The sequence below is a fragment of the Gluconobacter sp. P1C6_b genome (assembly GCF_018811945.1).
In the GTDB taxonomy this organism is placed as follows: domain Bacteria; phylum Pseudomonadota; class Alphaproteobacteria; order Acetobacterales; family Acetobacteraceae; genus Gluconobacter.
The window spans coordinates 23,119-42,698 of sequence record NZ_JACRVU010000024.1; the positions used below are offsets into that span (position 1 = coordinate 23,119).

General features: G+C 59.5%; 20 protein-coding genes and 1 tRNA gene. 10 read left to right on the forward strand and 11 right to left on the reverse strand.

Annotated elements, in window-relative coordinates:
• Positions 1-6: 6 nt before the first annotated feature.
• Positions 7-1,053: a D-alanyl-D-alanine carboxypeptidase family protein gene (locus tag KP701_RS13370; protein ID WP_215747474.1), complete on the reverse strand. Its 1,047-nt coding sequence runs from the start codon at positions 1,051-1,053 to the stop codon at positions 7-9.
• A 243-nt stretch (positions 1,054-1,296) separates the two neighbouring features.
• On the opposite strand from KP701_RS13370, the gene clpS reads away from it, so the two are divergent.
• Both clpS and clpA read left to right on the forward strand, forming a co-directional pair.
• A complete protein-coding gene (gene clpS, locus KP701_RS13375; protein WP_215747475.1) occupies positions 1,297-1,740 on the forward strand; it encodes an ATP-dependent Clp protease adapter ClpS in 444 nt (147 codons plus the stop codon).
• Positions 1,741-1,869: 129 nt separating this feature from the next.
• Positions 1,870-4,185 (forward strand): ATP-dependent Clp protease ATP-binding subunit ClpA, encoded by a 2,316-nt coding sequence (gene clpA, locus KP701_RS13380; protein WP_215747476.1) that lies wholly within the window; start codon positions 1,870-1,872, stop codon positions 4,183-4,185.
• 54 nt (positions 4,186-4,239) lie between these two features.
• On the opposite strand, the gene KP701_RS13385 is transcribed toward clpA, so the two are convergent.
• Positions 4,240-4,734: a DUF3465 domain-containing protein gene (locus tag KP701_RS13385; protein WP_215747477.1), complete on the reverse strand. Its 495-nt coding sequence runs from the start codon at positions 4,732-4,734 to the stop codon at positions 4,240-4,242.
• Positions 4,735-4,853: 119 nt separating this feature from the next.
• Positions 4,854-5,546 (reverse strand): polymer-forming cytoskeletal protein, encoded by a 693-nt coding sequence (locus KP701_RS13390; RefSeq protein ID WP_252345626.1) that lies wholly within the window; start codon positions 5,544-5,546, stop codon positions 4,854-4,856.
• A gap of 298 nt (positions 5,547-5,844) precedes the next feature.
• On the opposite strand from KP701_RS13390, the gene KP701_RS13395 reads away from it, so the two are divergent.
• Entirely contained in the window at positions 5,845-6,825 is a 981-nt protein-coding gene (locus KP701_RS13395; protein ID WP_215747479.1) for an adenosine kinase, read from the forward strand.
• A gap of 32 nt (positions 6,826-6,857) precedes the next feature.
• Here KP701_RS13395 and hpnK read toward each other — a convergent pair whose 3' ends face one another.
• The 4 genes from hpnK to KP701_RS13415 all read right to left on the reverse strand — a co-directional run bounded on the left by hpnK (position 6,858) and on the right by KP701_RS13415 (position 11,127).
• Positions 6,858-7,694, reverse strand: a complete 837-nt coding sequence (gene hpnK / locus KP701_RS13400; protein ID WP_215747480.1) for a hopanoid biosynthesis-associated protein HpnK — start codon at positions 7,692-7,694, stop codon at positions 6,858-6,860.
• Between the two features lie 73 nt (positions 7,695-7,767).
• Positions 7,768-9,192, reverse strand: a complete 1,425-nt coding sequence (gene hpnJ / locus KP701_RS13405) for a hopanoid biosynthesis associated radical SAM protein HpnJ (RefSeq protein WP_215747481.1) — start codon at positions 9,190-9,192, stop codon at positions 7,768-7,770.
• Positions 9,189-10,400 carry a bacteriohopanetetrol glucosamine biosynthesis glycosyltransferase HpnI gene (hpnI, locus tag KP701_RS13410; protein ID WP_215747482.1) on the reverse strand — a complete coding sequence of 404 codons (1,212 nt, stop codon included), beginning with the start codon at positions 10,398-10,400 and terminating at the stop codon, positions 9,189-9,191. Before hpnI ends, hpnJ begins: the two co-directional genes overlap by 4 nt.
• Positions 10,401-10,458: 58 nt before the next feature.
• Positions 10,459-11,127, reverse strand: a complete 669-nt coding sequence (locus KP701_RS13415; RefSeq protein ID WP_215747483.1) for an ABC transporter substrate-binding protein — start codon at positions 11,125-11,127, stop codon at positions 10,459-10,461.
• A gap of 323 nt (positions 11,128-11,450) precedes the next feature.
• Between KP701_RS13415 and hpnH the strand changes: the two genes are divergently transcribed.
• Together hpnH and KP701_RS13425 are read left to right on the forward strand one after the other, a co-directional pair.
• Complete coding sequence (hpnH, locus tag KP701_RS13420) at positions 11,451-12,644, forward strand: adenosyl-hopene transferase HpnH (protein WP_011252194.1); 1,194 nt, start codon at positions 11,451-11,453, stop codon at positions 12,642-12,644.
• A 153-nt stretch (positions 12,645-12,797) separates the two neighbouring features.
• Positions 12,798-14,090 carry a hemolysin family protein gene (locus KP701_RS13425; protein WP_215747484.1) on the forward strand — a complete coding sequence of 431 codons (1,293 nt, stop codon included), beginning with the start codon at positions 12,798-12,800 and terminating at the stop codon, positions 14,088-14,090.
• Positions 14,091-14,099: 9 nt separating this feature from the next.
• On the opposite strand, the gene KP701_RS13430 is transcribed toward KP701_RS13425, so the two are convergent.
• From KP701_RS13430 to KP701_RS13440, 3 genes are read right to left on the reverse strand one after another with little or no spacing between them, the layout of a single operon-like run.
• A complete protein-coding gene (locus tag KP701_RS13430) occupies positions 14,100-14,534 on the reverse strand; it encodes a flagellar protein FlgN (RefSeq protein WP_215747485.1) in 435 nt (144 codons plus the stop codon).
• Entirely contained in the window at positions 14,531-14,833 is a 303-nt protein-coding gene (locus KP701_RS13435) for a rod-binding protein (RefSeq protein WP_194263861.1), read from the reverse strand. Before KP701_RS13435 ends, KP701_RS13430 begins: the two co-directional genes overlap by 4 nt.
• The gene (locus tag KP701_RS13440) at positions 14,833-15,975 is read right to left on the reverse strand and encodes a flagellar basal body P-ring protein FlgI (RefSeq protein ID WP_215747486.1); all 1,143 of its coding nucleotides are present in this window, start codon (positions 15,973-15,975) and stop codon (positions 14,833-14,835) included. The genes KP701_RS13435 and KP701_RS13440 overlap by 1 nt, the downstream gene beginning before the upstream one ends.
• 235 nt (positions 15,976-16,210) lie before the next feature.
• On the opposite strand from KP701_RS13440, the gene dksA reads away from it, so the two are divergent.
• The 4 genes from dksA (at position 16,211) to KP701_RS13460 (ending at position 18,231) form a co-directional block, all read left to right on the forward strand.
• Positions 16,211-16,624, forward strand: coding sequence for an RNA polymerase-binding protein DksA (gene dksA / locus KP701_RS13445; protein WP_041112617.1), 414 nt, complete (start codon positions 16,211-16,213; stop codon positions 16,622-16,624).
• Between the two features lie 52 nt (positions 16,625-16,676).
• A tRNA-Thr gene (locus tag KP701_RS13450) sits at positions 16,677-16,751 on the forward strand.
• 195 nt (positions 16,752-16,946) lie between these two features.
• A complete protein-coding gene (locus KP701_RS13455; RefSeq protein ID WP_215747487.1) occupies positions 16,947-17,693 on the forward strand; it encodes a hypothetical protein in 747 nt (248 codons plus the stop codon).
• A gap of 1 nt (position 17,694) precedes the next feature.
• The gene (locus KP701_RS13460; RefSeq protein WP_215747488.1) at positions 17,695-18,231 is read left to right on the forward strand and encodes a type II toxin-antitoxin system VapC family toxin; all 537 of its coding nucleotides are present in this window, start codon (positions 17,695-17,697) and stop codon (positions 18,229-18,231) included.
• Here KP701_RS13460 and KP701_RS13465 read toward each other — a convergent pair.
• On the reverse strand, positions 18,222-19,259 hold the full coding sequence (locus tag KP701_RS13465; protein ID WP_215747489.1) for a site-specific integrase: 1,038 nt from the start codon (positions 19,257-19,259) through the stop codon (positions 18,222-18,224). The genes KP701_RS13460 and KP701_RS13465 overlap by 10 nt on opposite strands.
• Before the next feature lie 139 nt (positions 19,260-19,398).
• On the opposite strand from KP701_RS13465, the gene KP701_RS13470 reads away from it, so the two are divergent.
• Positions 19,399-19,580, forward strand: a 182-nt coding sequence (locus KP701_RS13470) for a transposase (protein ID WP_215747293.1), incomplete at its 3' end; no start/stop codon positions are given.

A 19,580-nucleotide genomic window follows, 5' to 3' on the forward strand; every position in this document is an offset into this window, starting at 1 on the left:
TCGGTATCAGCTGTGTCGGGAACGCTTTTTGTGGGCAACGACATGCCGCGCACTGACCATCCGGACAGCCGCGCCATGATGGGAAATCCGCCCATAACGACGCGGAGAGGTCGGCGCATCGGCCACTTCCATCGGACGCGATGATGCGAGCAGGACAGAGTGCCGGAAATGACCCCGGCGACGGGCCGAAGCCATCAGCACGCCGGACGGCGCCACCGGATGAAGCAGCGGCTGCGGCGCAACGCCCTCGTCCGCGAACCCCTTGTCGAGCAGCGACACCATTTCCATCGAACGACGGGTATTGTTCGGTGCCCCCATGACCACGCCGATCAGCCGGACATTGCCCCGCTGGGCGGAGGTGATGAGATTGTGGCCCGCAAGATCAGTATAGCCGGTCTTGAGACCATCAGCGCCCGCATAGATCTTCAGCATCGGATCATGGTTCGGAACCATGCGGCGATGAAAGTAGAACGAAGGCACGTTGAAATAGTGATAATACTGCGGGAAATCCGAAATCAGATGCTGTGACAGCAGGGCAAGATCGTGGGCCGTGGTGACCTGATCCGGGTCCGGCAGCCCGGACGCATTGCGGAAGGTCGTGTTGGTCATACCAAGGGCACGTGCTTGCTGCGTCATGAGCTGCGCGAAGCGGACCTCGTCTCCTCCACCAAGAAATTCACCCAGAGCGCAGGCGGCATCATTGGCGGATTTGGTCACGAGTCCCAGAATACCCTGTTCCACCGTCAGGCGCGTCCCCGGTACGAGCCCGAGCTTGGAAGGCGCCTGGATGGATGCATGGATGGAGACCGGAACCTGCTCGTCCAGCGTGATCTGATGGGCCTCAAGGGCGCGAAAGGTCAGATACAGGGTCATGAGCTTGGTCAGGGACGCCGGATAGCGCTGAAGCTCGGCATCCGTTGCCGAGAGAACCGCGCCCGTGCGAGCATCCATCACATAGCTGGAGATATGGCCGGCATACTGCGCCTTCGCAGATCCCAGACCCATGGCTGTCATGGCGCACAACAGAAAAGCTTTCTGGAACGGGAAACGCATTTGTCTGACAGCCTCTGAACGGAAAATCGTCGCAGGAAGGGTTTCGGGCTCTAAAGCCACCTGCATTGCAGATACTCTAGGCGCATTAAAAACTTCCCGTCCACCAGCTTTGAAGGACTTTCCTTAATTTTTCGTAAGCAGACGGCAAACGCGGCAGCATCATGGCAAAAGGGGCATAAAAACCTCTTTTCAGAGGCGCGCGGCCCTTCTCAAGACCGAAATTCGCACCATATCATACCGGTCATGTCTTCTTATGATCTTCCCCCCCGCCCGAATGGCCTTCCCCGTGCCGCATTCCCGCGGCTCGCATCCCGCATGGGGCCAGAGTCTCCCGACTCCATTCCGCCCCATGGGCCCGGGAACGGAGTTGGGGACGGAGACGGGGATCAGGACCTTGACATCGGAGTGGTCGTGCGGCCGCGAACCCGGACGCGCAAGCCTTCCATGTACAAGGTCCTGATGCTCAATGATGACTACACGCCGATGGAGTTCGTGGTGCATGTCCTGGAGCGTTTCTTTGCCAAAACGCGCGACGAGGCGACGTCCATCATGCTTCAGGTCCATCAGCGTGGTGTCGGAATCTGCGGTGTGTTCACGTATGAAGTGGCCGAGAGCAAGGTGACACAGGTGATGGATCTGGCGCGCCAGAACCAGCACCCCCTTCAGTGCACGATCGAGAAAGACTGATCCGTCTGACAGACAGAAAAGCACGGACGCAGGATATTTTCTTGTTTCCATCTGCGTTTCTGGCTGGCGTTACACGTTACTCCGCGACAAGATACCTTTCCTACGAGAGGTCGAGAGGAGCGCCATCACATGCTGTCCCGTACGCTCGAACAGACGCTCCACCGCGCCCTGACATTCGCAGGTGACCGGCGTCACGAATATGCAACCCTCGAACATCTTCTGCTCGCGCTGACAGAGGACGACGATGCCCTGACGGTCTTCCGGGCCTGCGGCATCGACCTCGACAAGCTGCGCTCCGACCTGACGGACTTCCTGGACAAGGATCTGGCGGGACTGGCGGCAGAACGCCCGACAGAACCCAAGCCGACCGCGGCCTTCCAGCGCGTGATCCAGCGCGCGGCGATCCACGTACAGAGTACGGGCCGGGACGAAGTCACGGGCGCGAACGTTCTGGTGGCCCTGTTCGCCGAACGCGAGAGCCATGCCGTTTATTTCCTGCAGTTGCAGGACATGACGCGACTCGACGCGGTCAATTTCATCTCCCACGGCATTGCCAAGGCTCCGGATCGTGGCGCAGGCCGGCGTCCGGCGGCGGCTTCCAAGGACACGTCCGAGCGTGAAGAACGCAAGGAAAGTGCAAAGGAAGGCGCACTGGCGACCTATTGCGTCGATCTGAACGAGCGTGCGCGTGAAGGGCGGATCGATCCGCTCATCGGCCGCGATCAGGAAATCGAACGCACCATCCAGATCCTGTGCCGCCGTACCAAGAACAACCCGCTCTATGTGGGTGATCCGGGCGTCGGCAAGACGGCCATTGCCGAAGGTCTGGCCAAGCGGATCGTGGAAGGCGACGTGCCGGAAGTGCTGCTGAACAGCACGATCTACTCGCTCGACATGGGCTCGCTTCTGGCTGGCACGCGGTATCGCGGCGATTTCGAAGAGCGGCTGAAGGCCGTCGTGACGGAAATGGACCAGACCCCTGGCGCCATCCTGTTCATCGATGAGATCCATACCGTGATCGGTGCCGGTGCGACGTCGGGCGGGGCGATGGATGCGTCCAACCTGCTCAAGCCCGCTCTGGCTGCCGGGACGCTGCGCTGCATCGGATCCACGACCTACAAGGAATTCCGCCAGCATTTCGAGAAGGATCGGGCGCTCGTCCGCCGGTTCCAGAAGATCGACGTGCCGGAGCCTTCGATCGAGGATGCGGTCAAGATCCTGCGCGGCCTGAAGGGCAGCTACGAGAAGCATCACAAGGTCCGTTACACCGACGAAGCCCTGCGTGGCGCAGTCGAACTGGCGGCCAAGTATGTCCATGACCGCAAACTGCCGGACAAGGCGATTGACGTGATCGACGAAGTCGGTGCCGCGCGGATGCTGGTGCCCGAGAACAAGCGCCGCAAGACGGTGACGCTGAAGGACGTGGAAGAGGCCATCGCCAAGATTGCCCGCATCCCGCCCAAGAGCGTCTCGGCCGATGACCGCGAGACCCTGCGCCATCTGGAGCGGGATCTGCGGAACATGGTCTTCGGGCAGGACAAGGCGATCGATGCGCTGGCCGCCGCGATCAAGCTGTCCCGCGCCGGACTGCGCGATGCTGAAAAGCCGATCGGCAACTATCTGTTCTCCGGCCCTACAGGTGTCGGCAAGACGGAAGTGGCCAAGCAGCTTGCCAACTCTCTCGGGATCGAACTGATCCGCTTCGATATGTCCGAATACATGGAGCGTCATTCGATCTCCCGCCTGATCGGTGCGCCTCCGGGGTATGTCGGCTTCGATCAGGGCGGTCTGCTGACGGATGCGATCGACCAGCATCCGCATGCAGTCCTGCTGCTAGACGAGATCGAGAAGGCCCATCCGGACCTGTTCAATGTCCTGCTTCAGGTCATGGATCATGGTCGCCTGACGGACCACAATGGGAAGGTCGTTGATTTCCGCAACGTGATCCTGATCATGACCACGAATGCAGGTGCTGCGGACCTGTCCAAGGAAACGATCGGGTTTGGCCGCACCGTGCGCAGTGGTGAGGATGAGGAGGCGATCAAGCGCCTGTTCACGCCGGAATTCCGCAACCGTCTGGATGCGATCATTCCGTTCGCCAACCTCACGCCGGAAACGGTGGGCCGCGTGGTCGAGAAGTTCGTGCTGCAGCTTGAGGCCCAGCTGGCCGACCGTCACGTCACGATCGAGATCTCCTCGAGTGCCAAGGAATGGCTGGCCGAGCGCGGGTATGACCGTCTGTATGGCGCACGTCCTCTGGGCCGTGTCATTCAGGAGCACATCAAGAAGCCACTGGCGGAAGAGCTGCTCTTCGGACGGCTGGCTCAGGGTGGCGCCGTGAAGATCGGCATGAAGAACGGTGCACTCGACTTCGACATCATCGAAGGCCGGGACAGCGCCAGGGGCGAAGATGGCGCGTCAAAGAAAGACGAAGCGACAAACTGAAGCCCAGCTTTAAAAGAGAAGGCCCGGGAGACATCGTCTTCTGGGCCTTTTTCGTTACTGGTACCGGGTGCCGTTCACGACGACATAACCGGGCCAGCGCCATTTGCGGCTCGTACCATGATGGGTCCAGTCCACGCCCTGACGACGCAGGCTGTCGTAATAGTACCGTCCCTGCACCTCGACCTGATCTCCCTTGTTGACCCAGGGCCATTGGGGGGCGTTCATCTCATCGAGGTCGGAGACGATCCGGATGGAAACACCCTGCCCGACCGACACATAAAAATAGCCATGCCAGCCGCTGCGGGTCCGTTTAGCCTTCGGTGAAATGGCGAGAACCTGTCCGCACAGATGCTCGGGAAGATCGACGCGGGTGGGGCCGGACTGCTCAAGGCCCTGCTGATCCGCAAGGAAACGCGCATTATCGCAGGTGGCAGGCATGTCGTGGGTGGCCTGGCCTGTCAGAGCCTGACCGAAAAGACCCTGCGCGGAAGCAGCGAACGGGGCGCACAGCAGGGCTGCGGCGACTGCGGGGAGCAGACGGAATTTCATGGAATTTCTCCTGTCTGGGCGGTCCTGTGCGATGTTCTGCCGCCGACGGAAAGGACCCGGACACAAAAAAGCCCGCCCCGACACGGGAACGGGCTTTCCTGCTGGTCCGGGAAAACGGATCAGGGGGCTTCGCTGGAGCCTTCACCAGCAGCCGGCTCGGCCTTGGCGGCGTCGCTGGCAGCCGGGCGTGCGTGCGCACCATCCGTGATCATTTCGAGCTGACCGGTGATCTGGCCACCGTCTTCGACCTGCAGGCGGCGGCACTTCACCTTGCCGATCAGACGGCCGGTGGAGCGGATCGTCAGGCTGCCATTGACGGTCAGGGTCCCGTCAATCGTGCCGGCCAGTTCCGCATCCTCGACTTCAACACCACCGCGGAAGACGCCACCATGCGTGACCTGAAGCTCGCTGGCCTGGATCATGCTGGATTCGACGGTCCCCTCGACCACCAGGCGCTCAGCGTCCTGCACTGAACCCTGGACGCTGATGCCGCGGCCCACGACGAGCGTACGACGCTCCGGGCCGGTCTGGCGCGGTGCGCCCGGAACAGCGGCCGCACCGGGGCGCGGAGCCCCTGCCGGCATCGCGCCCGTCGGAGAGTTGGGAGACGGCGGTGCCGGGAAAGGGGTACGACCCATGGGAGCGGGGTCCTTCTGCTGGTTGGGCTGCTGGGGACTGGTAGGCGATCCGGATCCTGACGCGGGAGCCGTCTGGCTGGGAGCGTCCGGCCGGTTGGGGAAAATGGGCTGCCCTGCGAGCTTGCTGTTCTCTGCAGGTTTGGAGTCATCTTCCGGTTTGCGTCTTCTGAACAAGGAAACCCCGCTGCGGATCTGGAAAAGAACACTCTCTGTCTAGGACGTCTCCCGTATGTTCCATCGCGAGGGCGGAACAGTCAGGGCGGGCCTTTCGACAACGCTACACGCTCACCACCCGGCGGGACAAGACGCGCATTTCCATAAATGTGACGAATGGCCACGCATGAAAACGGCGCCGGGCGGACCGGGAGTTGGCGTGAACCCAGAGGGGACCTATGATCGTGTTGATTTAATGGCGCAGTCTGCCCGTTAGATGTTTTTTCCCGAAGTTTTCAGCGACCTGACCGGAGTTCCAATGTCTGCACCCCAGCATGACCTTCTGTGTATCGGCAATGCCATCGTCGACGTCCTCGCCCCTGTGGGCCAGGATCTGATCGACGGACTTGGCGCCGCTGCCGGAAGCATGACCCTGATTGACGCTCCTACGGCGCATGCCATCGAAAGCCGCGTCGATATCGAAAACGTGACCGGCGGCGGTTCCGGCGCGAACACGGCCGTCGTGGCGGCCCGCATGGGCGCAAAGGTTGCGTATCTCGGCAAGGTGACGGCTGACGAGGCTGGCGACCACTTCACGCGCGACATCCGCGAGCAGGGCATCACCTTCCCGTCCGAGCCGCTGCCGGCCGCCGATGGCACCCCGACCGCACGCTGCATCGTTCTGGTGACCCCGGAAGGCCAGCGCACGATGTTCACCTATCTTGGCGCCTGCACGGAGTTCACGCCCGAGGACGTGCATGAATCCGTCGTGGCCGATGCGGCGATCACCTATCTGGAAGGCTATCTGTACGACAAGCCTCATGCCCAGGAAGCATTCGAGCACGCTGCCCGTCTGGCCCGCAAGGCTGGCCGTCAGGTCGCCCTGACGCTGTCCGACACGTTCTGCGTGGAACGTCACCGCGCCGCCTTCCACGAGCTTGTGGCCGGCCATGTGGACATCCTGTTCGCCAACGAGGCCGAGCTTCTGGCGCTGTACGAAGTCACGGATTTCGAAGACGCCGTCACGCAGGTCTCCGCCGAGACGAAGCTGGCCGTGGTGACGCGTGGCGAGAAGGGCGCGGTCGTGATCGGCGACGGAGAGCGCCATGACGTACCGACAACCGAAGTAAAGGTTGTGGACACCACGGGCGCCGGTGACGCATTCGCTGCCGGCTTCCTGGCCGGTCTGAGCAAGAAGCATGACCTCGTGACCTGCGCGAAGCTGGGCAACCAGGCCGCCGGTGAGATCATCACCCGTTACGGCGCACGCCCGACCGAGACATTCACGCTGACGGCCTGAGCATCACCCTGCTCTCTCGGTCAGGGCCGGTCTTACAGATCGGCCCACCCAATGCGGGTGACGCCATACCGGTCGAATGAGGCCCGCACAGCCGGGTCCAGAAGAGCGGCGAGTTCGCCCTCCTGCTCATAGCCCGGCATGAAGCGCTTCATCATGGCGTTCTGGGCCGTGGCGGGGTGAAAATAGATTTCGCTCGTGCCTGTAGGCAGGCGCGGAATGAGGCCGTGGATATGGTCCGGTGTCATGTGGCCGGACCAGCGCAGACCGAAGCACCAGTCATTGGTTTTCAGCCCCGCTTTGCGGATCTGGTGGCGCAGGACGCCTATCCAGTGACGCAGGGCACGATCTCCCAGCGTATCGTTGGCTTCAACAGGCTCCGGCGGCTCGAAAGGCGAGCGGACAGCCCGCAATCCATGCTCCAGACCGGATTCGATCAGGAAGCGTCCCACGGTCGGATGCAGATGCATGTGCTTGTGGGCATTGGCATGATCGAGCGTCAGTCCGGTCGCTGCAAAGGCCCGGAACTGGGCTTCGATCTCTCGACGCAGGGCCTTGCGCGCGGCCGGGCTGAAAAAATACTCCACGCCCAGACGCAACTGGTTACGACCGAACCAGCCCTGCTCATCCGTGATGGCAGGAAGATCGAGAACGGACTTGCCCTCGATCGCCACGACATGCAGCCCCACCTTCAGATCCGGCATGGTCTTCGCCCGCCGGATGGCATCTTCGGCGGCATCGCCTGCAACCATCAGGCTGGTCGTGGACAGGATGCCGTTGCGGTGGGCCTGTTCAATGGCCTCGTTGACTTCGAGGCTCATGCCGAAATCGTCGGCGGATACGATGGCGCGGCGAAGGGAGCTGGATGTCATGGCAGGTCTCACGAAAAAGGGGCCATGACATCTGCCATGACCCCTGGGTAGTATCTGGTCAGACGCGCACCGTTCAGGCGGCGTGACGGTCCTTGAGGAACTGGAAGAACTCCACACCCTCACGCAGGCGACGCTTCATCATCTGCGGGCTGCGGATCATCTCGTTGACGATCGAGGCGATCTTGGAACCGCGGAAGTAGAATTTGCGGTAGAATTCCTCGACGCTCTCGAAGATTTCCGTGTGCGACAGATGCGGGTAGTGCAGTGGTGCAATCTGAACGCCGCTTTCATCGATCAGTTCGGCTTCCGCCTCGTTCAGCCAGCCGTTTTCCGTCGCCTGCTTGTGCAGGAACGTGCCGGGATACGGCGCGGCCAGGGAAACCTGCAGGGTATGCGGGTTGATTTCCTTGGCAAACTCGATCGTCTCCTGAATGGTCTCCTTCGTCTCGCCCGGCAGGCCGACGATGAAGGTTCCGTGGATCTTGATGCCCAGCTTGTGGCAGTTGCGCGTGAATTCCTTGGCAGTCTCGACGCGCATGCCTTTCTTGATGTTGTGCAGGATCTGCTGGTTGCCACTCTCATAGCCGACCAGAAGCAGGCGCAGGCCGTTTTCCTTGAGAACCTTCAGGGTCTCATAGGGAACATTCGCCTTGGCGTTGCAGGACCATGTGACACCGAGCTTGCCCATTTCGCGGGCAATGGCTTCAGCGCGCGGCAGATCGTCCGTGAAGGTGTCATCATCGAACATGAATTCCTGCACTTCGGGGAAGTACTGCTTGGCCAGACGCACTTCGGCGGCCACATGCTCGGGGCTGCGGGTACGGTAGCGATGACCGCCAACCGTCTGGGGCCACAGGCAGAACGTGCAGCGCGACTTGCAGCCACGGCCCGTATAGATCGAGATGTACGGATGCTTCAGGTAGCCGATGAAGTAGTCGTTGATGTTGAGGTCGCGCTTGTAGACCTCGGTCACGAACGGCAGGCTGTCCATGTCCTCGATCATCGCGCGATCCTTGTTCGCGATGATCTCACCCTTCTCATTGCGCCAGGTGATGCCGTCCACTTCGGCAAGCGGCTTGCCCTCGGCGATTTCCTTGATGGTGAAGTCGAACTCGTTGCGGGCCACGAAGTCGATCGGACCGCCCTTCTCCATGCTCTCCATCGGCTGGACGGCCACCTTCGCGCCCACCATACCGATCATCAGCTTGGGGTTCGCATCCTTGAGCATCTGGGCGACGCGGACGTCGGATGCAAAGGACGGCGTGGAAGTGTGCATGACGACGAGGTCACGGTTCTTCACGTCTTCGAGAATGGGATCCATGCCCATCTTGGCCGGCGGAGCATCAATCAGGCGCGATCCGGGCACGAGCGCGGCAGGCTGCGCCAGCCATGTCGGATACCAGAAGGACTTGATCTCACGCTTCGCCTGGTAGCGGGAGCCAGCACCACCATCGAAGCCGTCGAAGGAAGGAGGCTGGAGAAAAAGGGTTCTCATCATGATCGGACACTCCTGTGGGTGGCGCCGGCCTGGAGCGAGGGGGCGCAGGACGCGGAATTACGTTTTCTTCGGGCGATATGGACCGTTCTGCCCCGCCATGCAACGCGTGATCCGCGCGCACTGCCCACCATAATGGCAGCAGACAGCCAGTCACGGACGACCAGAAGCGGAATTGCGGCCGGGAGCGGGCACTCCGTGGCACGGTCCATGATGCGGCTTCCAATGGCGCGCACCAGCCATGTCAGAAGCAGCATGAACCATGTCCACCAGGCGTTCGGACGGAACAGGACAGCCGTCACAGCCCAGAAGAGGGGAAGCTGGATGGCGGACAGTCCGTAGCCGACAGGCGCGACGTTCTTGACGGTCCGTCCCCAGCGCAGCTCATGGGCCAGCAGGTCGCTGATGGAGTGCTCGCCCACGGTGGTATGGGTCAGGGTGGGCGCAATGGTGATGTTCTCACCCCGCGCCCGGATAAGCTGGCCCAGTTCGGCATCATCAGCCACATGATCGACCAGCGCCTCAAGGCCGCCGATCTCCTCAAGGGTCTGACGCCGCAGGGCCATCGTGGCCCCGAGACAGTCCTGACGCCCCAGAAAGCGGGACATCATGACGCCGGGCAGAAAGTTGTGATTGATCTGGCAGGCGCCAAGCTGCTGCACGAGCGTGCCTGCAGCCGGACGACCTGCATACAATGTCGTAACCAGACCCGTCCCCTGCTCTTCCAGACTCGTCACCACGTGACGCAGATAGTTGGGACTGGCGTGAATATCGGAGTCGGAAATCACGATAATGTCATGACGGGCTTCGCCGTACATGTTCATCAGATTTCCGACCTTGCGGTTCGGACCGTGCTCCTGCGGATCGATCACCACGCTGACCGGAATCCGCGGATGACGCGCCCGAAGGCGCTCAATGACAGCCAGGGCGGTATCTTCCCTGTCCTGAACGCCGAAGACGATCTGAAAATCCGGATAGTCCTGCGTGAATACGCTTTCCAGCGCATCCTCCAGCAGCGGCTCATTGCCGTGCAGCGGCTTGAGAACCGTAACTGACGGCCAGGTCCGGTCCGACAGGCGCAGGGCGTCATCCGCTTTGCGCTCCGTCCGACGGAACCGTGCGAGCAGGGTTGCGCCCGCCAGCGCCTGCAGATTGCCGGCGGCGGAAACAAGGGCGCAGAAACCGGCCGCGATCGTAAGAGGTAAGGGCACGACGGTCTTCTACCCTTCCCAAACGCTTTTGGGAAAGGGTGCCGTCATGGAGCCGGACTCAGTCATGCAGGAAATGGGCAGTCTTGCTGTCCAGATGATCGGCCAGACCGCTGGCCCCGCCCGAACTGAGGGCACCACCAAAATCGGCGCGCTGGGCAGCAACCTGGCTGATATGCGCGTTGAGCAGGACGTCAGTAATCCGCCAGCCGGACGTGCCATTCGTCATGATGTAGTCGATCGGCGTGACGTCACCCCCATCCGTGCCACCGATCGTCGTATCGACAATCAGGCCGCCGGTCGGGTTGGGTCGCGTCTGCGGACTGACCGTGAAGGCTGCCGGGGCTTCGGGTTTGAACGAAGAGGCGTAGCGGGCAATCGTGAACTGGCGGAAAGATCCCAGCAGGCGGGTCCGGTCAGAAGGGCTCAGGCTGTTGTAACGCACGCCGACCGAGCGACGGAGAATCGCTTCGAGGTCAAAGGCACGATCTACGGCCGGGGCGATCATCGTCGCGCGCTGCTGGGCGGTCTTTCCCGTCTTCTGAGCCGCTTTCAGGGCGTCATACAGGGCCGAAATCGGCGTTACCGCAGATGCTGCATCAGCCGGGGAGGCTGCGCCGGCCGTCTGGGCCAGGGCGACCGAGGAGAGCGCCGTCATGGCGACAGGCCCCGTCAGGAGGCAGGCGGACAGAAGGGACAGGGTCACTTTCGGGGAAAAACGGCAAATCATGATCGTGCTTTCGTCCTGTAGACAGTTCCGTGCGTAGAGATCAGGTTCATGACACACTGTATCAAGTTCCCTGTAACAAGTTCTGGCATCCATAGATCCATCTGTGCTCGATTAGCCACAGCCCTGATGCGAATTATGCAGCCTGACATTGAGGCGAACACGACAATGGGTCTATAGGCAGTCAATCTAATGCTCGATGGTCCTTCATGTTTCCCGACTTTCCGGAGCCGGGACAGGGAAGACAGCCACGGGCCATCCACGATGTGCAAGGCCCCGGGCGCCCTATGGACGCACCTTCCGGAGGCTAGAACCAGAGGATTATAATGGCCGTTCCTTTGATGCAGGCTGTCCGAGTCGGACGGTACGTTGTCAAGCAGCACCTCACGGGCCGCAAGCGCTATCCGCTGGTCCTGATGCTCGAACCGCTGTTCCGCTGCAACCTGGCGTGCGCCGGTTGTGGCAAGATCGACTACCCGGCACAGATCCTGAACCAGCGTCTCAGCCTTCAGGAATGCCTGGATGCCGACACGGAAGCGGGTGCTCCTGTTATTGCGATTGCCGGTGGTGAGCCCCTCCTGCACAAGGAAATGCCCCAGATCGTCAAAGGTTTGATCGGGCGGAAAAAATACGTTTACCTGTGCACGAACGGTCTGCTGCTTGAGAAGAAGCTCGACGATTACGAGCCCTCCCCGTTCTTCTCCTGGGACGTGCATCTGGATGGCGATCAGCTCATGCATGATGCCTCTGTCTGTCAGGAAGGCGTTTTCGAGCGCGCGACCGCAGCGATCCGTCTTGCGAAGTCCCGTGGTTTCCGCGTCTCCATCAACTGCACCCTGTTCGACGGCGCAGTTCCGGAACGCGTTGCAGCCTTCTTCGACGAAGTCATGGCGATGGGCGTAGACGGCATCATGACCGCTCCGGGCTATGCCTATGAGCGCGCACCGGACCAGGCACACTTCCTGAACCGCCAGAAGACGAAGCAGCTGTTCCGCGACATCTTCCGCCTCGGCAAGGGCAAGAAGTGGCGCTTCACGCAGTCTCCGCTGTTCCTGAACTTCCTGGCCGGCAACGAGAACTATCACTGCACGCCGTGGGGCAAGCCGCTTCGCACGGTCTTCGGCTGGCAGCGTCCGTGCTATCTGCTCGGTGAAGGCTATGCCAAGACCTTCAAGGAACTGATGGACGATACGGCCTGGGAGCAGTATGGTACCGGCGCTTATGAGAAATGCGCCGACTGCATGGTGCATTCCGGGTACGAATCAACGGCCGTCATGGATGCGGTCGCGCGTCCTTGGCATATCGCCAAGGTGGCCCTGTTCGGACCGGAAACCGAAAAGCCGATGGTCCCGGAAATCTCGCTCGCCAACCAGCGCCCGGCCGAATACGGCTACGAGGAGCAGGTCCAGCAGCAGATGGAGCGGATCTCCACGGGTGCCAAGCCGGCCCGCGGTCCCCGCGTCCGCGTGAATGGCCGTCCGGCCAACACGGTTTCGGATGTGGCTGACGCGGCAGACTGAGGACGCGCCTCCCCTGCGGCACGAAAAAAAAACCGGCTCTTCGCGAGCCGGTTTTTTTGTGAGGAAAGTCTCTCCTCTGCCGGGGCACAATCAAGGGCATGGCATCCGCCAGTCGTCCTGTTATGCTTGTGTCTTCATTATTCTGGCCGGACCATGCTGACCCCTATTCTCGTTATCTGTCTGCTCATTTTCCTCAATGCCGTGTTTGCCATGGGAGAAATGGCACTCATCTCGGCAAAGCGGCCACGGCTGGACGTGCTGACCAAGCAGGGAGTCCGGGGGGCCACGACCGCAATCCGGCTGGCAGAAGATCCGCACAGCTTCCTGCCGACCGTGCAGGTGGGCATGACGCTGGTTTCCATCCTTGAAGGCACGTTTGGCGGTAGCCAGATGGAAAGTACCGTCACGGCATGGATCGCCAATATTCCCTCGCTTCGTCCGATTGCCAGCGAAGTCTCGATCGTGCTGGTCGTGGCGATGATCACCTTCGCCATGCTGGTTTTCGGGGAACTCATCCCCAAACAGATCGCATTGCAGCAACCGGAAGCCATTGCCTCACGGCTGGCATGGCTGCTGGTCGGCGTCGCCCGGATCGCACAGCCAATTGTCTGGCTGCTCAGCGGCACGTCCTCGCTGGTACTCCGCCTGCTCCGTGTTGGTCCCCTGACACGCGCAGCGGTAACGGAAGAGGAACTGAAAGCCGTTCTTGCCGAAGGTGCCCGTGCTGGTGTTCTCGAAACCGACGAACAGGCCATGATCGAGCGCCTTCTGCGTCTGGCAGACCGCCCGGTCCGGGCCATCATGACTCCCCGTAACGAGCTTTTCTGGATCGACAGGCATGCGGATCAGGAAACGCTGGTCCGCAAACTGCGCCAGTCTTCTTACGCCCGGATTGTCGTCTGTGAGGGAGACGTCGATCATCCCGTCGGTGTCATTCTGGCCAAGGACATCATGGACCGACTGCTGCTGAAGCTCCCGGTTTCCGTCGATGCTGTCCTGCGTGAGCCCCCGGTCATCCCGGACAGTCTCAGCGCTCAGGACATGATCGAGCGCATGCGCGGCGTCAATCTTGGCATCACCTTCGTCCTGGACGAATACGGCTCCTTCGAGGGCATCGTGACGCCCTCAGACGTTTTTGAAGCCATTGTCGGCGAAGAAAAGACCGAATCCTCGTCTTCAGAGCTTCAGGCGGCCGAAGGCGAAGATGAATATATTTTCGATGGCTTCATGCCGGCGGACGAACTGCGTTCCCGTCTCGACCTGCCGGAACTGCCGGGCGCCGGCGGGTATCATACTCTTGGCGGCGTGATGCTGGCGCTTCTGCGGCGCGTTCCGGCCCGGGGAGACAAGGTGGCGTTCGGGGGCTGGCTGTTCGAGGTTCTGGAAATGGATCGCCGACGCGTCGGAAGGGTCAAGGTCAGTCATCAGGTTCTCGCCGAAGACTGAGCCTAAAACTCAGACTTTGCTGACAAACAGGGCCGGCCTGTCAGTCACAGGGGCATAGCCGCCCTGATTGCCGTAATTCTGCGGCTGAGCCGTCATCGGCGTGGATGTCAGCAGTTCGATGACGCGCTTCTGGGCTGTAATGGCCCTTTGCAGAAGCTCGCCATTGCGATTGCCCAGTTCCGTCATCTGTTCCAGCAGATCGCGGTAGGGAAAGGCTGGCGAGACTTCCCGCGCAATAGCCTCATCGTCCTCCGGGCAGCACGGGCAGAGATTCTCCCTGCGCTCATTGGCCGCAGAAACTTCCTGCTCCAGCGTTCTGGCAGCATCCTGCTTTTCCGGAAGAAGCGCCAGAGCGTCCGGAATCCGTGCCTCTTCCAGTGCAGAGTTCTCCGCTTCGAGAATGGCGATCAGACGCTGCATGGCCGGAATAATGGAAGCGCTCATTTCTGCTCCTGCATAGCCAGCATCTGACGATCAATTGCGTCCGTCAGGCCTATTCCACCGTTATTTTCCATTTGCTTGGCGATCTGTTCCACCAGCATGGGCCGGAACTGCTTTTCCCCTGCCCCGCCGCTGAACATACTGTCGCTCTCTTCAGCCGTGGCGAACATGGGCTGAAGCATCTGGTTGATGGCCATCGACTCGAAACTCTGAGCCGACTTCAGGGTCTTGGCCGGATCTGCCTTCTGCCCGTGCAGCGGCAATCCCTGCGATACCGTGGCGGTGGTCGAGGATACTGTCATCAACGCATCTCCAGTTCTGCCTGCAGGGCGCCATCGGCCTTGATGGCCTGCAGAATGCTGATCATGTCTCTTGGCCCTATTCCCAGCGCATTCAGCCCTGAAACAAGCTCCCGGAGCGTGGTACCCCCCGGCACGACAGCAAGATGATGGGTCTTGCCTGTGTCCACCTTGACGTTTGTGCGGGATACCACGGCAGTCTGGCCGCCGGAGAATGGCCCGGGCTGGGAGACCTGGGGCGTCTCCGTCACCTGAACCGTCAGATTGCCCTGCGCCACGGCAACCGTGCTGATCCGGACATCCGCCCCCATGATGATGGTGCCACTGGCTTCGTCCACGACCACTTTGGCCGGTGTATCCGGAGTGACCATAAGGTCTCCGATTCGGGAGAGCGTGGAGACAGGATCATGGTTACTCAGATCCAGCAGGACTGTCCGTGGATCCTGAACGATCGCAATCGGTCCGAAGGTCCGGTTGATGATAGCCGCAATCCGACTCGCCGTCGTAAAATCGGGGTTACGCAGACTCAGATGCAGGTTCGAACGATGGCTGAGGTCGAAGGGCACTTCCCGTTCGACGATACCGCCATTGGCGATATGCCCGCTGGTCGGCACGTTGCGGGTAATGGACGCAGCCGCACCATGGGCCGAAAAGGCATTGGTGGCCAGAGACCCCTGCGCGACGGCATAGACCTCACCGTCAGCAGCCATCAGCGGCGTCACCAGAAGCGTTCCGCCAGTCAGGGAAGACGCGTCACCCGCAGCCGAGACCGTCACATCGATGCGGTTGCCCCCATGAACGAACGCCGGAAGATCGGCCGTCACCATGACAGCGGCCACGTCATGCGTCTGGAGCTGGGTTTCCTGATCGCGGATGTTCACACCCAAACGGTTCAGCATGGAAATCAGGGTTTCGCGGGTAAAAATCGTATTGGTCAGCCGGTCGCCCGTCCCGTTCAGCCCTACCACCAGACCGTATCCGATCAACTGGTTGCTCCGAACACCCTCCATGTCCGTGATGTCCTTGATGCGAACACTGGCAGCCAGGGTAAAGCCCGGCAGAAGAAGCAGTCCGACACAGACAAACGCAGTCAGTCGCTGCGTCAGGGTCCGGATGGAGAACGGAGATTGCGTGAAAAAGCGCATGGGCGGCGGCGGGTATCCTGATGCCTGCAAGAACAGGTCTGGGGGTCTCAGGTGTTGAGGATGGGCGTACAGGGTAAAGAAACCCCTAACAGAGACGCAGATTTCCGCGCTTTCCGACAAACGGGCAAAGCATGTTCGGGGTTGGCGGATGCGGCTGGGGTGGCTATAAGCCGCGCGTTATCGCCTGCGGCTGTTGGAAGCGGACGTTGGCAGATCAGCCAGGGATTGGATGCGCATGATTACGCTGCCGCCGGATTATAGACCTTCCGACAATGAAGAGTTCATGAACCCGCTTCAGGTCGAGTACTTCAGGCAGAAGCTTCTGCGCTGGCGTCTGGATCTGCTGAAAGAGGCGGATGGAACCCTTGCGAGTCTCTCGGAAGGCGGAATTCATGAATCAGACATCACCGACCGTGCCAGCGTCGAAACGGACCGGGCCTTCGAGCTCCGCACCCGTGACCGTGCGCGCAAGCTGATCACCAAGATCAACATGGCCCTCGAACGCATCGATGACGGAAGCTACGGTTTCTGCGAAGAGACGGGAGAGCCGATCGGTCTGAAACGCCTTGAAGCGCGCCCGATCGCGACCCTGTCCATCGACGCGCAGGAACGCCACGAGCGCATGGAAAAGGTCCATCGGGACGATTAAGGCTTGCGCTTGGCGCGCTGACCCGTTACGAAGCGCGCCAAGGCAACGGTATGCTGCTGTAGCTCAGTGGTAGAGCACTCCCTTGGTAAGGGAGAGGTCGACAGTTCAATCCTGTCCAGCAGCACCAGTTAATTCCCTAAAAAATAATCATTATATCTTAAAGTTTTATGTGCCTGTTGGCACAGAGAACGAACCTTCGATCATTTTCACCTCCTATGGTCAATCAATCCTTGATTAACTGTGAAATATGATAATTGACACTGAAACGCTTCAAGTGCTCAAAATGATTCTGTGACCTAGCGCGCCAAGGGAGGCAAAGAACATGTGTTTCGAGGCTGACCACGGCGATGCTGAAATTGGTTTCAAAATCGACGGTTTCAAATTGTCTGGCGTTTCCCTGAAGCGTGCTGAAGAATACCTGAAACTTCTTAATCAGCTCTTGGGAAAGCAAAAATCTGGGGTTGCTCTGCGAGAGCTGCGTGACGGCTCTCTGGTCGCCGCAGTTCATATTGAATCCGCGTACGTCCCTTCCGTACTCGTATCTCTGCAAGAGGCCGATGAGTCTCTTGAGCGTGGCGATAACCCCGCAGTACGTACACTCATGCGTTATATGCGGCAGGACGGAGGTACAGGAGCAAAGATTTGGGACATTAAAACCCAACGTCCCCTTTTGGTTATTGAGCCTCAGATATCCGAACAAAAGACATCTCAGTCTCTAGCTCAAGACGACTCTCTTAGGGGACGTATAACAGCATTAAGCTTAGCCAAGAATGGCAGGAAATATACCGGCACCATTCAGTCTGGTGGTGAAAATATCTTTTTTTCTTATAAAGAAGATTTAGCTTCCACCCTGAAAGAGCAGCTCTGGGGTAATAAAATCGAGCTGCAAGGCGCCGCCAGATGGCAGCGTAGCGTTTTAGGCTCTTGGAAGCTGACGGGCTTCGACGTCCATAGCGTCAAAATACTAAAGAAACAAACGTTTAAAGAAATACGGCAGAAGATCAAAGATGAAGGCGGCTTTGGTTTTGAAGAAGCAGATATGTCTGCCTTTCTGAAGGACGTTCGCTAGCATGTCTCAGAAAGTCATATTTGATACAAACTTCCTGACCTACTTCAGCGACTCAAACGGTTCTTATGCATTCGAACCTGAAGATGAAAATGATCTTCTGGACGAAAGATTTGATTACCTCTTAGAGCGCCTCAGTGCTGCCGACACAGAGATAATAATCCCTGCTCCTGTCCTCGCGGAGGTATTGTCTGCAAAGCACAAAAATCAAGGGACAATTATCGACCTCATTAACGAGGCTGATAATATGAATATTATAGCATTTGATGCTAGGCAGAGCATTGAATTTGGATATTTATTCAGAAATACAAATAGAGACTCAGATCATAGCCGTAACGCATTTAAATTTGATCTCCTCATTCTTGCCTGCGCCAAAGTTCACGGCGTTTCTGTAATTTACACGGCAGACAAACAACTCCGTCGAAAGGCAGAGCGCATGGAAATCCAAGCGTATTCATTTCAAGACTTGGAACGAATCCCTTCAAACTCTCCAAAAACGTCAGAGGATCGGGATCTATTTAGCATCGAATGTCAAAGGTGAGCTAAAGCATCGGCGGCTTGCTTAAGCCAGTCCGGGCTATGGTGCCCATAAACTCGCTCAATCATCTCCACACTATTCCCCAGAAACTTGGCGACCATCTCAAACGGAACGCCATTCATCACCATCCAAGTGGCGCATGTGTGCCTGAGGGTGTGCGGTGTAACATCTGCCAAGCCTGCACTCTCTGTTGCGTCCCGGAAGGCATGTCGGACTGACTTCACCGGCTTGCCATAGAACTCGATGACCCAGTCCGAGGTTCTAATTTGTGCAGCCGCGCTCAATGCGTCTCGTAGCTGCGGCACCATCGGCACAATCGAGCGACGCTTGTTCCCCTCCCCTGCCCCAAAATGAATAATACCTGTCGCGAGATCGACCCGGCTCCATTCCAGTTCAAGAATCGCTCCCGTCCTTGCGCCTGTATAGAGACCGATCAGCACAAATAGATGGACATGTGGCGCTTTGATATGCGCAAGCAGACGCTTGGCTTCATCACGGGTTAACCACCGCTCCCGTGGAGCTGGTGCAGGCGGTGCCTCGATCTGCGGTGCATCCGAGATCCATTTTTCAGACACAGCCCATTTCAGAGCCGCGCGCAACGTGACGATCTCTCGGATGATCGTACCATTCGATAGTGGCTTCCGAGTCTTCCAGCTTGGACTGCGGGCACCTTGGGAACGGCGCTGCTCGGCATACTTGCGGCAGACCTGCCTGGTCAGGTGTTCTGGCTTCAGATCTCCCAGATGCACATTCAAGGCAGCGCAGGCATACTCAATGCTCGCAATGCTTTTGACGCGAGGCCTGCGGTCTTCAATATAACCAGCCAGAATATCTCTCACCAACGGCTGCGCAGGTGGTAAGGGCGAATCCACCCCTGCCAGAAACTGCCTTAATGCACGCTTGGCTTCTTCCCGATCTGCCGTCCCGAGAGAAACACGTTTCTTTTGTTTCCCGTCCCACCATTGGACATAGAAGCGGCCGTTCCGTTCGGCGAGACTGTAGGATGGGCTGTCTGATCTTGGGCGTGCCAATGCATTTTCTCGTATTTTGCGACTTCGTCAGGGTGAATGCGCTTGGAAGCGCCGATGCTGATCGCAGCCAACTAGAGGTGGTCCCCATTTTTCGGACAGGGCGATAAGCTATCATCTGGCCTGAACGAGGACGGGTTTTATGGGCAAGGTTACGCGGAAACGGTATGCGGCAGAGTTCAAGTCACGGGTTGCGCTGGAGGCGATCCGTGGGGAACTGACGCTGGCGGAACTGGCTTCGAAACATGGGGTACATCAGACGATGATCGCCCAGTGGAAACGGCAGGCGATCGAGGGGATGGCGGCGACCTTTTCCGGGAAGAC

Coding starts and splice junctions, on each gene's coding strand:
- KP701_RS13425 (WP_215747484.1), top strand. CDS start 12,798: ATGCTGACCCCTATTCTCGTTATCTGTCTGCTCATTTTCCTCAATGCC.
- KP701_RS13370 (WP_215747474.1), bottom strand. CDS start 1,053: ATGCGTTTCCCGTTCCAGAAAGCTTTTCTGTTGTGCGCCATGACAGCC.
- clpA (WP_215747476.1), top strand. CDS start 1,870: ATGCTGTCCCGTACGCTCGAACAGACGCTCCACCGCGCCCTGACATTC.
- dksA (WP_041112617.1), top strand. CDS start 16,211: ATGATTACGCTGCCGCCGGATTATAGACCTTCCGACAATGAAGAGTTC.
- KP701_RS13430 (WP_215747485.1), bottom strand. CDS start 14,534: ATGAGCGCTTCCATTATTCCGGCCATGCAGCGTCTGATCGCCATTCTC.
- KP701_RS13435 (WP_194263861.1), bottom strand. CDS start 14,833: ATGACAGTATCCTCGACCACCGCCACGGTATCGCAGGGATTGCCGCTG.
- KP701_RS13385 (WP_215747477.1), bottom strand. CDS start 4,734: ATGAAATTCCGTCTGCTCCCCGCAGTCGCCGCAGCCCTGCTGTGCGCC.
- clpS (WP_215747475.1), top strand. CDS start 1,297: ATGTCTTCTTATGATCTTCCCCCCCGCCCGAATGGCCTTCCCCGTGCC.
- KP701_RS13460 (WP_215747488.1), top strand. CDS start 17,695: ATGTCTCAGAAAGTCATATTTGATACAAACTTCCTGACCTACTTCAGC.
- hpnH (WP_011252194.1), top strand. CDS start 11,451: ATGGCCGTTCCTTTGATGCAGGCTGTCCGAGTCGGACGGTACGTTGTC.
- KP701_RS13440 (WP_215747486.1), bottom strand. CDS start 15,975: ATGCGCTTTTTCACGCAATCTCCGTTCTCCATCCGGACCCTGACGCAG.
- hpnK (WP_215747480.1), bottom strand. CDS start 7,694: ATGACATCCAGCTCCCTTCGCCGCGCCATCGTATCCGCCGACGATTTC.
- KP701_RS13395 (WP_215747479.1), top strand. CDS start 5,845: ATGTCTGCACCCCAGCATGACCTTCTGTGTATCGGCAATGCCATCGTC.
- KP701_RS13415 (WP_215747483.1), bottom strand. CDS start 11,127: ATGATTTGCCGTTTTTCCCCGAAAGTGACCCTGTCCCTTCTGTCCGCC.
- KP701_RS13455 (WP_215747487.1), top strand. CDS start 16,947: ATGTGTTTCGAGGCTGACCACGGCGATGCTGAAATTGGTTTCAAAATC.
- hpnJ (WP_215747481.1), bottom strand. CDS start 9,192: ATGATGAGAACCCTTTTTCTCCAGCCTCCTTCCTTCGACGGCTTCGAT.